This is a genomic window from Clostridium sardiniense (genome assembly GCF_050584765.1).
In the GTDB taxonomy this organism is placed as follows: Bacteria; Bacillota; Clostridia; order Clostridiales; family Clostridiaceae; genus Clostridium; species Clostridium sardiniense_A.
This window is the reverse complement of record NZ_JBNOOR010000004.1, coordinates 196,507-206,490: the sequence shown is the minus strand read 5'-3', so window position 1 is coordinate 206,490 and position 9,984 is coordinate 196,507. Positions and strand designations below refer to the sequence as shown.

Sequence of the window (9,984 nt, the reverse complement as noted above, 5' to 3'; positions counted from 1 at the left end):
TCAGCTTTAAAAGCTTTAGAAAACCCAACAGATGCAGAAGCAACAGCTTGTATCGATGAATTAATGGCAGCTGTAGATAGCTACATCCCAACTCCAGAAAGAGCAACAGATAAGCCATTCTTAATGCCAATAGAAGATGTATTCACAATCACTGGTAGAGGAACAGTTGCAACAGGAAGAGTTGAAAGAGGTATCTTACACGTTGGAGACGAAGTTGAAATCGTAGGTATCAAAGAAGAAACTAAGAAAGTTGTTGTTACAGGAATCGAAATGTTCAGAAAGTTATTAGACGACGCGCAAGCTGGAGATAATATCGGAGCATTATTAAGAGGTATCCAAAGAACAGAAATCGAAAGAGGTCAAGTATTAGCTAAACCAGGTTCAGTTAATCCTCACAAGAAGTTCGTAGGTCAAGTATACGTACTTAAAAAAGAAGAAGGTGGAAGACATACTCCATTCTTCGATGGATACAGACCACAATTCTACTTCAGAACAACTGACGTAACAGGTTCAATCAAATTACCAGACGGAATGGAAATGGTAATGCCAGGAGACCACATCGACATGAACGTTGAATTAATCCACCCAGTAGCTATGGAAGAAGGATTAAGATTCGCAATCAGAGAAGGTGGAAGAACTGTAGGTTCAGGAGTTGTTACTAGCGTAATCGAATAGTAGTAATTACTTTATATATAAAAATAGTAAGAGAGACGTCTCTTACTATTTTTTTTAATTTTTATTTTTAAATGTCTTTATATTGTATATAATTTATTATTTAATGAAATAATTGTAAAATGTGAGTAAAAGTTTACAGGAATAGCTAGAAATTTACTTTTATAAAATGCTTGATATTTATATGAAATACTATTAAAATATAAAAAGCGAATTAATTCTAACGGAAAAAATTTAAAAAATAATTTAAATTTTATAAGAAAAAATTACTTGAAAAACATAAAATTTAATAGTATAATATAGAAGTTGTATAGCATGCGGCGATGAATCAAGAGGTTGCCGGACTTCCGGGTAATTCTTGATGAGTATGTCAGGATCTAGAATCCGACGACAGGGACTCTATATTTCTTTCCAAAAGTTATGAAACACCAGGAACAGTTTATAGAAGAACCGCTGTTGTGCGTTAGAAGTAAAGCGTACATGAAAAGGAGGGAAACCAAGATGTCAAAACAAAAAATAAGAATCAGATTAAAAGCTTTTGATCACACAATATTAGATCAATCAGCAGAAAAAATCGTTGAAACTGCAAAGTCAACAGGAGCTAAGGTTGCAGGTCCAGTACCACTACCTACTGAAAAAGATGTTGTTACTATATTAAGAGCAGTTCACAAATATAAGGACTCAAGAGAACAGTTCGAAATAAGAACTCACAAGAGACTTATAGATATCGTTAATCCATCACCTAAGACTGTTGATGCATTAATGAGATTAAATCTACCAGCAGGTGTAGATATCGAAATAAAGCTATAATAGCAAAATTATAATAAAGACATTGAACTATTATGATTGCCTAGCAATCCGCTAATAAGTTTTGGAGGTGTAAATACATGAAAAAAGCTATAATTGGTAAGAAGATAGGAATGACTCAAATTTTCGACGAAAATGGTAAAGTAATTCCAGTAACAGTTGTAGAAGCAGGTCCATGTGTTGTAACTCAAAAGAAAACTATCGAAAACGATGGTTATGATGCAATACAAGTTGGTTTTGGAGACATAAGAGAAAAATTAGTTAACAAGCCAAAAAGAGGACACTTCACAAAAGCAGGAGTTTCATTAAGAAGAACTCTAAAAGAATTCAGATTAGAAAATACTAGTGAATATGAAGTAGGCCAAGAAATAAAGGCTGACGTATTCGTAGTAGGAGATAAGGTTGACGTATCAGGAGTTTCTAAAGGTAAGGGATTCCAAGGCGTTATCAAAAGATGGAATCAACAAAGAGGACCTATGTCACATGGTTCTAAGTTCCATAGAGCACCAGGTTCAATGGGAGCAGCTTCTGATCCTTCAAGAACATTCAAGAACAAGAAGATGCCAGGACACATGGGTGCTGTAAACACTACAGTATTAAACTTAGAAGTAGTTAAAGTAATAGCTGAGAAAAACTTAATACTAATCAAGGGCGGAATTCCAGGTCCAAACAAGAGCAAAGTAGTAATAAGAAATACAGTTAAGGCTTAATTTCTTAAGGAAAGGAGGAAGCAGGATGCCTACAGTAGGATTATTCAATAAAGAAGGTAAACAAGTTGGAGATTTCCAATTAAACGAAAATATATTCGGAACTGAAATAAACGAAAACGCTATGCACCAAGTAGTTGTTGCATTATTAGCTAACAAGAGACAAGGAACTCAATCAGCTAAAACAAGAGCTGAAGTTAGAGGAGGCGGAATCAAGCCTTGGAGACAAAAAGGAACTGGTAGAGCAAGACAAGGTTCAATCAGAGCTCCACAATGGATCAAGGGTGGTATTGTATTCGCACCAAAGCCAAGAGATTACAGAATGGCTATACCAAAGAGCATGAAGAGAGTTGCTATGATGTCAGCATTATCAACTAAAGTTCAAGACGGACAAATGGTTGTTGTTGAAGATTTAGCATTCGATTCAATCAAAACTAAGAATGTAGTTAACATGCTAAACACAATGGAAGCTAAGAAGACTTTAATCGTAACAGCTGAGTCAAACGAAGTTGTTTATAAGTCAGCTAGAAACATTGATGGAGTAGCAGTTATACCTGCAAACAACATCAACGTTTATGACTTACTTAAGTTTGAAAAAGTAGTTATGACTAAAGATGCTGTATCAAAGATTGAGGAGGTGTACGCATAATGAATTTAACAAGCCATGATATAATAAGAAAGCCTGTTATTACTGAAAAGAGTATGGCAGCAATGGCAGAAAATAAGTACACTTTCATAGTTCACATAAGTGCTAACAAATCTCAAATAAAGAGAGCAGTTGAAGAAGTTTTCAACGTTAAAGTTGCAGACGTAAAGACTAGCAGAACTATGGGAAAAACTAAGAGAATGGGCGTACATGTAGGAAAGAGAGCTGACTACAAGAAAGCTATCATTACATTAGCTGAAGGCAGCACTATTGAATTCTTCGAAGGAATGCAATAGACGTCAATAAGGTGATTTATTGGTGATTATTCACCAGATAAGCTGAAAGAAGGAGGGAAATTAAATGGCAGTTAAAACATTTAGACCGATGACACCATCAAGAAGAAATATGACTATGCCAACATTTGAAGAAATAACTACAAATGAGCCAGAGAAGTCATTATTAGTTTCTTTAAAGAAAACTGGTGGTAGAAATGCACAAGGTAAAATAACTGTAAGACACCACGGTGGTGGCGCTAAGAGAAAATACAGAATAATTGATTTCAAGAGAAATAAGGACGGTATTCCAGCAAATGTTGCTACAATAGAATACGATCCAAATAGATCAGCATATATCGCATTAGTTGTATACGCAGATGGAGATAAGAGATACATAATTGCTCCAGCAGGATTAAAAGTTGGAGATAAGATTGTATCAGGAGCAGACGCGGATATCAAACCAGGTAATGCATTACCATTATTAAACATCCCAGTAGGTACATTCATACACAATATCGAATTACAAGCTGGAAAAGGTGGCCAATTAGTAAGAGCTGCTGGTTTATCAGCACAATTAATGGCTAAAGAAGGTAAGTATGCTACATTAAGATTACCTTCAGGAGAAATGAGATATGTTAGAATAGAGTGTAGAGCTACAATTGGTTCAGTTTCAAACTCAACTAACGATATCGTTAAGATAGGTAAAGCTGGTAGAAAAAGACACATGGGAATCAGACCAACAGTTAGAGGTTCTGTAATGAACCCTTGCGATCACCCTCACGGTGGTGGAGAAGGTAAATCTCCAGTAGGTAGACCAAGTCCAATGACTCCATGGGGTAAACCAGCACTTGGATACAAGACTAGAAAGAACAAGAAGTACTCAGATAAGTTAATTATTAAGGGTAGAAATAAGAAATAGTTTGAAGAGAATATCCATTCTCTTCAAGGCTAGAGCCTAAGAAATGAAGGGAGGCAAATATAGTGAGTAGATCAATTAAAAAAGGACCTTTCGTCCATGCAGGACTTTTAAAGAAAGTAGAAGAAATGAACGCTAATGGTGAGCAAAAAGTTGTTAAAACTTGGTCAAGAAGTTCAACAATTTTCCCTCAAATGATAGGACACACAATAGCTGTTCATGATGGAAGAAAACATATCCCAGTTTACATTTCAGAGGATATGGTAGGACACAAATTAGGTGAATTTTCACTAACTAGAACATACAGAGGACACGATGATAAATCATCAAAAAGAAAGTAGTAGAGCCTGGAAAGGAGGATCATAAATGGAAGCTAGAGCTATAGCTAAATATGTAAGAATGTCTCCAATAAAGGTAGGAGCTGTTCTTGATTTAATAAGAGGAAAAGATGTAAGAGAAGCAAGTGCTATTTTACAATACACTCCAAGAGAAGCTGCAGTTGCTATCAACAAAGTTTTAAAGTCAGCTGTTGCAAATGCTGAAAATAATCATGGATTAGAAGCAGATAGATTATTTGTATCAGAAGCATACGTAGGTCACGGTCCAACATTAAAGAGATTTAGACCAATGGATCATGGTAAGGCATTCAGAATAAATAAGAGAACAAGTCATATAACAGTAGTTGTTAAAGAAAGATAAAGAAGGAGGGAAATCGAAGTGGGTCAAAAAGTACATCCTCACGGACTTAGAGTAGGTGTTATCAAGGGATGGGATGCAAAATGGTATGCAAACAAAAAAGATTTTGCTGACAATCTAATAGAAGATAACAAAATAAGAGAATTTGTAAAAAAAGATCTTTTCTCAGCTGGAATTTCAAAGATAGAAATCGAAAGAGCAGCTAAGAGAATTAAGTTAAATATATATACTGCTAAACCAGGTGTTGTTATCGGAAAAGGCGGTTCAGGTATAGAAGCTTTAAAGAAGAAATTAGCTAGCTTTATATCAGGAAAGAATATTCTAATAAACATAGTTGAAGTTAAGAACGTTGAATCAAACGCTCAATTAATGGCTGAAAATATAGCAGCACAACTAGAAAAGAGAATATCATTCAGAAGAGCTATGAAGCAAGTTATCCAAAGAGGAATGAAGCAAGGAGTTAAAGGAGTTAAGACTGCTTGTTCAGGAAGATTAGGTGGAGCTGAAATAGCTAGAACTGAGCAATATCATGAAGGTACAATTCCACTACAAACTTTAAGAGCAGATATCGATTACGGATTTGCTGAAGCTGATACAACTTATGGTAAAATCGGAGTTAAAGTTTGGGTTTATAATGGAGAAGTTCTTCCAACTAAAAAAGTTGAAAAGGAAGAAGCTAACGCATAAGCATAAGAAAGGAGGAATAAATCATGTTAATGCCTAAAAGAGTAAAGCATCGTAAGGTACAACGTGGTAGAATGAAAGGTAAAGCAACAAGAGGAAATTTCCTAGCATATGGAGATTTCGGTATTCAAGCTACTACTTGTGGATGGATCACAAGTAACCAAATAGAAGCTGCCAGAATTGCTATAAATAGATATATAAAAAGAGGAGGAAAACTTTGGATAAAGATTTTCCCAGATAAACCAGTTACTGAAAAGCCAGCTGAAACAAGAATGGGTTCAGGTAAAGGATCACCAGAGTACTGGGTTGCAGTAGTTAAACCAGGTAGAGTATTATTCGAATTATCTGGAGTTACTGAAGAAGTTGCAAGAGAAGCTATGAGACTTGCATCACACAAACTTCCTGTAAGAAGTAAATTCGTTACAAGAAGAGATTTTGAGGAAATGGGTGGTGAAGAATAATGAAGGCTAGAGAATTAAAAGAATTAAGAGCAAGTAATCCTCAAGATTTAAAAGCTAAATTAGGAGAACTTAAAGCTGAGTTATTCAACTTAAGATTCCAATTAGCTACAGGACAATTAGAAAATCCTATGAGAATAAGAGAAGTAAAGAAATCTATAGCCCAAATAAAAACCATCTTAAGACAAGAAGAGTTAAGGGTTGTTGAACAGTAATCTGGAAGGAGGTAAGCCTTAATGGAAAGAGGACTAAGAAAAAAGAAAATCGGTAGAGTTGTTTCTGATAAAATGGATAAAACTATCGTAGTTGCTATTGAAACTAAAGTAAGACATCCACTATACGGAAAAACTGTTAACAGAACTACTAAGTTCAAAGCGCATGATGAAAAGAATGAAGCTCAAGTTAATGATAGAGTATTAATAATGGAAACAAGACCTTTATCAAAGGATAAAAGATGGAGACTTGTTGAAATAGTTGAAAAAGCTAAATAATATGGCTTAAAGACCGAAAGGAGGGTAATCTAATGATACAACAACAAACTAGATTAAAAGTTGCTGACAACTCAGGAGCTAAAGAAATAATGTGCATCAGAGTATTAGGCGGATCTAAGAGAAAGTACGGTAACATTGGAGACATAATAGTTGCCAGCGTTAAAAGTGCAACACCAGGCGGAGTTGTTAAAAAAGGTGACGTTGTAAAAGCTGTTATTGTTAGATCAGTAAAAGGAATAAGAAGAGCAGACGGTTCATACGTGAGATTTGATGAAAATGCTGCTGTTATAATAAAAGACGATAAGCAACCAAGAGGAACACGTATCTTTGGACCTGTTGCTAGGGAGCTAAGAGATAAAGAATTTAATAAAATATTATCATTAGCACCAGAAGTTCTATAAAGAGGAGGTGGCTAACTTGAAAATACATGTAAGAAAGAACGACACAGTTGTAGTTATATCAGGAAAAGATAAAGGTAAAACAGGTGAAGTTTTAAAAGTATCCCCAAAAACTGGTAAAGTACTAGTTCAAGGAGTTAACATAGTAAAGAAGCACCAAAAGGCAGGTAGAACTCAAGCTGAAAGTGCTATAATAGAAAAAGAAGCTGCAATAAACAGCTCAAAGGTAATGTTATATTGTACAAAGTGCAAAAAAGCTACTAGAATTAGCAACAGAATATTAGAAGATGGAGCTAAGGTTAGAGTGTGCAAGAAGTGCGGAGAAACATTCTAGAAATTGAAAGGAGGTTAACAATATGACAAGACTTCAAGATAGATATGAAAAAGAAATAATTCCGGCTATGATGGAAAAGTTCGGATATGAAAATATAATGCAAGTTCCAAGACTTGAAAAGATAGTAATCAACATGGGTGTTGGTGAAGCTAAAGATAATCAAAAAGTTTTAGAATCAGCTGTTAGCGATTTAACTATAATAACTGGTCAAAAGCCAATATTAACAAGAGCTAAGAAATCAGTTGCTAACTTCAAGATAAGAGAAAACATGGCATTAGGATGTAAAGTTACATTAAGAAAGGCAAAGATGTATGAATTTGCTGACAAGTTAATGTCAATTGCTTTACCAAGAGTTAGAGACTTTAGAGGGATTTCAGCTAAATCATTTGATGGTAGAGGAAATTACTCACTAGGAATTAAAGAGCAATTAATATTCCCAGAAATAGAGTACGATAAGATCGACAAAGTAAGAGGAATGGATATAATCTTCGTTACAACTGCAAACACTGACGAAGAAGCAAGAGAATTATTAAGATTCCTTGGCATGCCATTTGCTCAACAATAAGGAGGGGTATCTATGGCACGTAAAGCGATAATAGAAAAGTGGAGCAAAGAACCTAAGTATAAGACTAGAGCTTATACTAGATGTAGAATATGTGGAAGACCACATTCTGTATTAAAGAAATTCGGTATATGCCGTATCTGTTTCAGAGAACTTGCATACAAAGGCCAAATCCCTGGTTGTAGAAAAGCAAGCTGGTAGTACTGAAGATATAGCGAAAGGAGGCACATTAAATGGTTATGACAGATCCTATAGCAGATTTGCTAACTCGTATAAGAAACGCAAATGCTGTTAAACATGAAGTAGTAGAGGTACCTTCTTCTAACGTAAAGAAGGCCGTTTCAAATATATTATTACAAGAAGGATACATCAAGGAAATTGATGAATACAATGATGGAGTAGTTCCAATGTTAAGAATAACTCTTAAATATGGAGCTAACAACGAAAGAGTAATAACTGGATTAAAGAGAATATCAAAGCCAGGATTAAGAGTATATTGTAAAAAAGACGAAACTCCTAGAGTTCTTAATGGTTTAGGAATCGCTGTTATTTCAACTTCAAAAGGAATAATGGTAGATAGAGAAGCTAGAAAGAGCAACATAGGTGGAGAAGTTCTTTGCTACGTTTGGTAGAAATTAATAATAATTAATATATGAATATATGCATGTAGAGAAAAACAGGAGGTGCAATTATGTCAAGAGTAGGTAGATTACCAATAGCTATACCTGCTGGCGTAACTGTTACAGTAACACCAGAGAACGTTGTTACTGTAAAAGGCCCAATGGGTGAGCTAGTAGAAGCTATGCACAAAGACATGAATATCGCAGTTGAAAACAACGAAGTGGTTGTAACTAGACCTAGCGACGTTAAAGAGCATAGAGCTCTTCACGGATTAACAAGAGCACTTATAAACAACATGGTTGAAGGAGTTACTAAAGGATTCCAAAAGACTTTAATCTTAAACGGTGTTGGTTACAGAGCTCAAAAGCAAGGAAAGAAACTTGTAATGAACCTTGGATATTCACATCCAGTTGAAATAGAAGCAGTTGAAGGTGTTGAATTTGAAACACCTGAAGCTACAAAGGTAGTTGTAAAAGGAATCAACAAGCAAAAAGTTGGAGAAGCAGCTGCTAAGATCAGATCATGGAGAAAACCAGAACCATACAAGGGTAAAGGTATAAGATACGAAGGCGAAGTGATCAGACGTAAAGAAGGTAAAACTGGTAAGTAATAAAAGAAAGGAGTGAGCTTTATATGTTCAAGAAATCAGACAGAAAAGCTAGCAGAAAGAGACGTCACCTTAGAGTACGTAAGAAGGTTTTCGGTACTCCTGAAAGACCAAGACTTTCAGTATACAGAAGTGAAAAAAATATTTACGCACAAATAATTGATGATATAAATGCTGTAACAATTGTTGCTGCTTCAAGCTTAGAAAAAGATTTCTCAGCTAAAGGCGGAAACAAAGAAGGCGCTAAATTAGTGGGCGAATTAGTTGGTAAGAAAGCTGCCGATAAGGGAATAACAGAAGTTGTTTTCGATAGAGGTGGATTCGTATATCACGGAAGAATTCAATCATTAGCTGAAGGTGCTAGAGAAGCAGGCTTAAAATTCTAAGAAACGAGGAGGGAAATAAATGAGAATCGATCCTAGTACACTAGACCTTAAAGAAAAGGTTGTTAACATAAATAGAGTTACTAAGGTTGTTAAGGGTGGTAGAAACTTCAGATTCGCAGCTCTAGTTGTTGTCGGAGACGAGAACGGACACGTTGGAGTTGGAATGGGAAAATCTATCGAAATACCTGAAGCAATTAAAAAAGGAATAGAAGATGCTAAGAAGAACTTAGTTTCAGTTTCAATGGTTGAAACTACTATTCCTCATGAAATCCACGGTAAATTTGGAACAGGAGATGTTCTTATAATGCCAGCTAAAGAAGGTACAGGAGTTATTGCTGGAGGTCCAGCAAGAATCGTACTTGAATTAGCAGGAATCAAGGATGTTAGAGCTAAGTCATTAGGTTCAAACAATCCTAATAACATGGTTAAAGCAACAATCAATGGATTAGCAAACTTAAGAACAGCTGAAGAAATAGCTAAATTAAGAGGAAAATCTGTTGAGGAAATTTTAGGTTAGGAGGGAAATTGCATGGCTAAGTTAAGAATTACATTAGTAAAGAGCTTAATCGGTAGAAAGAAAGACCATATCGCTACAGCAAATGCCCTTGGACTTAAGAAAATAGGTAAGACAGTAGAGCATGAGGGAACTCCTCAAATAAATGGTATGGTTAAAAAGATAAGCTACATGTTAAATGTAGAAGAAGTATAAAAAGAGGAGGTGCAC

The 9,984-nt window shown here is 35.4% G+C and carries 21 protein-coding genes; all 21 read left to right on the top strand.

All coding sequences use genetic code 11. The annotated features are described in order from the left end of the window. Positions 1-675: EF-Tu/IF-2/RF-3 family GTPase (locus tag ACQPUW_RS15830; protein ID WP_430838433.1), on the top strand; the 675-nt coding region annotated here is incomplete at its 5' end. A gap of 498 nt (positions 676-1,173) precedes the next feature. Beyond that, the gene (rpsJ, locus tag ACQPUW_RS15825; protein WP_021876938.1) at positions 1,174-1,482 is read left to right on the top strand and encodes a 30S ribosomal protein S10; all 309 of its coding nucleotides are present in this window, start codon (positions 1,174-1,176) and stop codon (positions 1,480-1,482) included. A gap of 77 nt (positions 1,483-1,559) precedes the next feature. Further along, a complete protein-coding gene (gene rplC / locus ACQPUW_RS15820) occupies positions 1,560-2,189 on the top strand; it encodes a 50S ribosomal protein L3 (RefSeq protein WP_430838432.1) in 630 nt (209 codons plus the stop codon). A 25-nt stretch (positions 2,190-2,214) separates the two neighbouring features. Further along, a complete protein-coding gene (rplD, locus tag ACQPUW_RS15815; protein ID WP_430838431.1) occupies positions 2,215-2,835 on the top strand; it encodes a 50S ribosomal protein L4 in 621 nt (206 codons plus the stop codon). Beyond that, the gene (gene rplW, locus ACQPUW_RS15810) at positions 2,835-3,128 is read left to right on the top strand and encodes a 50S ribosomal protein L23 (protein WP_204596718.1); all 294 of its coding nucleotides are present in this window, start codon (positions 2,835-2,837) and stop codon (positions 3,126-3,128) included. The genes rplD and rplW overlap by 1 nt, the downstream gene beginning before the upstream one ends. A 64-nt stretch (positions 3,129-3,192) precedes the next feature. Next, positions 3,193-4,026, top strand: coding sequence for a 50S ribosomal protein L2 (gene rplB, locus ACQPUW_RS15805; protein ID WP_430838430.1), 834 nt, complete (start codon positions 3,193-3,195; stop codon positions 4,024-4,026). Between the two features lie 62 nt (positions 4,027-4,088). Continuing rightward, on the top strand, positions 4,089-4,364 hold the full coding sequence (gene rpsS, locus ACQPUW_RS15800) for a 30S ribosomal protein S19 (protein WP_204596716.1): 276 nt from the start codon (positions 4,089-4,091) through the stop codon (positions 4,362-4,364). A 25-nt stretch (positions 4,365-4,389) separates the two neighbouring features. Next, positions 4,390-4,722 (top strand): 50S ribosomal protein L22, encoded by a 333-nt coding sequence (gene rplV / locus ACQPUW_RS15795; RefSeq protein ID WP_204596715.1) that lies wholly within the window; start codon positions 4,390-4,392, stop codon positions 4,720-4,722. Between the two features lie 18 nt (positions 4,723-4,740). After that, positions 4,741-5,406 carry a 30S ribosomal protein S3 gene (gene rpsC, locus ACQPUW_RS15790; RefSeq protein WP_204596714.1) on the top strand — a complete coding sequence of 222 codons (666 nt, stop codon included), beginning with the start codon at positions 4,741-4,743 and terminating at the stop codon, positions 5,404-5,406. Positions 5,407-5,429: 23 nt separating this feature from the next. Beyond that, positions 5,430-5,864, top strand: coding sequence for a 50S ribosomal protein L16 (gene rplP / locus ACQPUW_RS15785; protein ID WP_430838429.1), 435 nt, complete (start codon positions 5,430-5,432; stop codon positions 5,862-5,864). Further along, positions 5,864-6,076, top strand: coding sequence for a 50S ribosomal protein L29 (rpmC, locus tag ACQPUW_RS15780; RefSeq protein WP_039312823.1), 213 nt, complete (start codon positions 5,864-5,866; stop codon positions 6,074-6,076). Before rplP ends, rpmC begins: the two co-directional genes overlap by 1 nt. Before the next feature lie 21 nt (positions 6,077-6,097). Continuing rightward, positions 6,098-6,352, top strand: a complete 255-nt coding sequence (rpsQ, locus tag ACQPUW_RS15775; RefSeq protein WP_039312826.1) for a 30S ribosomal protein S17 — start codon at positions 6,098-6,100, stop codon at positions 6,350-6,352. Between the two features lie 32 nt (positions 6,353-6,384). Continuing rightward, positions 6,385-6,753, top strand: a complete 369-nt coding sequence (rplN, locus tag ACQPUW_RS15770; RefSeq protein WP_204596712.1) for a 50S ribosomal protein L14 — start codon at positions 6,385-6,387, stop codon at positions 6,751-6,753. Positions 6,754-6,769: 16 nt separating this feature from the next. Further along, a complete protein-coding gene (rplX, locus tag ACQPUW_RS15765; RefSeq protein WP_204596711.1) occupies positions 6,770-7,084 on the top strand; it encodes a 50S ribosomal protein L24 in 315 nt (104 codons plus the stop codon). Positions 7,085-7,106: 22 nt separating this feature from the next. After that, complete coding sequence (gene rplE / locus ACQPUW_RS15760) at positions 7,107-7,649, top strand: 50S ribosomal protein L5 (RefSeq protein WP_204596710.1); 543 nt, start codon at positions 7,107-7,109, stop codon at positions 7,647-7,649. Between the two features lie 12 nt (positions 7,650-7,661). After that, positions 7,662-7,847 carry a type Z 30S ribosomal protein S14 gene (locus tag ACQPUW_RS15755; RefSeq protein WP_204596709.1) on the top strand — a complete coding sequence of 62 codons (186 nt, stop codon included), beginning with the start codon at positions 7,662-7,664 and terminating at the stop codon, positions 7,845-7,847. 32 nt (positions 7,848-7,879) lie between these two features. After that, positions 7,880-8,278, top strand: coding sequence for a 30S ribosomal protein S8 (rpsH, locus tag ACQPUW_RS15750; protein WP_430838428.1), 399 nt, complete (start codon positions 7,880-7,882; stop codon positions 8,276-8,278). 59 nt (positions 8,279-8,337) lie between these two features. Next, complete coding sequence (gene rplF / locus ACQPUW_RS15745; RefSeq protein ID WP_204596707.1) at positions 8,338-8,877, top strand: 50S ribosomal protein L6; 540 nt, start codon at positions 8,338-8,340, stop codon at positions 8,875-8,877. 23 nt (positions 8,878-8,900) lie between these two features. Further along, complete coding sequence (rplR, locus tag ACQPUW_RS15740; protein WP_430838427.1) at positions 8,901-9,260, top strand: 50S ribosomal protein L18; 360 nt, start codon at positions 8,901-8,903, stop codon at positions 9,258-9,260. Between the two features lie 19 nt (positions 9,261-9,279). After that, positions 9,280-9,777 (top strand): 30S ribosomal protein S5, encoded by a 498-nt coding sequence (gene rpsE, locus ACQPUW_RS15735; protein WP_221859595.1) that lies wholly within the window; start codon positions 9,280-9,282, stop codon positions 9,775-9,777. 12 nt (positions 9,778-9,789) lie between these two features. Further along, on the top strand, positions 9,790-9,969 hold the full coding sequence (gene rpmD / locus ACQPUW_RS15730) for a 50S ribosomal protein L30 (protein ID WP_204596704.1): 180 nt from the start codon (positions 9,790-9,792) through the stop codon (positions 9,967-9,969). Positions 9,970-9,984 lie beyond the last annotated feature (15 nt).

What these genes read in the sequence shown, in the direction of transcription:
- rplP (WP_430838429.1), top strand. Translation starts at nt 5,430, where the DNA reads ATGTTAATGCCTAAAAGAGTAAAGCATCGTAAGGTACAACGTGGTAGA.
- rpsQ (WP_039312826.1), top strand. Translation starts at nt 6,098, where the DNA reads ATGGAAAGAGGACTAAGAAAAAAGAAAATCGGTAGAGTTGTTTCTGAT.
- rpsH (WP_430838428.1), top strand. Translation starts at nt 7,880, where the DNA reads ATGGTTATGACAGATCCTATAGCAGATTTGCTAACTCGTATAAGAAAC.
- rplN (WP_204596712.1), top strand. Translation starts at nt 6,385, where the DNA reads ATGATACAACAACAAACTAGATTAAAAGTTGCTGACAACTCAGGAGCT.
- rplF (WP_204596707.1), top strand. Translation starts at nt 8,338, where the DNA reads ATGTCAAGAGTAGGTAGATTACCAATAGCTATACCTGCTGGCGTAACT.
- rplV (WP_204596715.1), top strand. Translation starts at nt 4,390, where the DNA reads ATGGAAGCTAGAGCTATAGCTAAATATGTAAGAATGTCTCCAATAAAG.
- rplB (WP_430838430.1), top strand. Translation starts at nt 3,193, where the DNA reads ATGGCAGTTAAAACATTTAGACCGATGACACCATCAAGAAGAAATATG.
- rpmD (WP_204596704.1), top strand. Translation starts at nt 9,790, where the DNA reads ATGGCTAAGTTAAGAATTACATTAGTAAAGAGCTTAATCGGTAGAAAG.
- ACQPUW_RS15755 (WP_204596709.1), top strand. Translation starts at nt 7,662, where the DNA reads ATGGCACGTAAAGCGATAATAGAAAAGTGGAGCAAAGAACCTAAGTAT.
- rplE (WP_204596710.1), top strand. Translation starts at nt 7,107, where the DNA reads ATGACAAGACTTCAAGATAGATATGAAAAAGAAATAATTCCGGCTATG.
- rpsJ (WP_021876938.1), top strand. Translation starts at nt 1,174, where the DNA reads ATGTCAAAACAAAAAATAAGAATCAGATTAAAAGCTTTTGATCACACA.
- rplW (WP_204596718.1), top strand. Translation starts at nt 2,835, where the DNA reads ATGAATTTAACAAGCCATGATATAATAAGAAAGCCTGTTATTACTGAA.
- rpsE (WP_221859595.1), top strand. Translation starts at nt 9,280, where the DNA reads ATGAGAATCGATCCTAGTACACTAGACCTTAAAGAAAAGGTTGTTAAC.
- rplD (WP_430838431.1), top strand. Translation starts at nt 2,215, where the DNA reads ATGCCTACAGTAGGATTATTCAATAAAGAAGGTAAACAAGTTGGAGAT.
- rplC (WP_430838432.1), top strand. Translation starts at nt 1,560, where the DNA reads ATGAAAAAAGCTATAATTGGTAAGAAGATAGGAATGACTCAAATTTTC.
- rpmC (WP_039312823.1), top strand. Translation starts at nt 5,864, where the DNA reads ATGAAGGCTAGAGAATTAAAAGAATTAAGAGCAAGTAATCCTCAAGAT.
- rplR (WP_430838427.1), top strand. Translation starts at nt 8,901, where the DNA reads ATGTTCAAGAAATCAGACAGAAAAGCTAGCAGAAAGAGACGTCACCTT.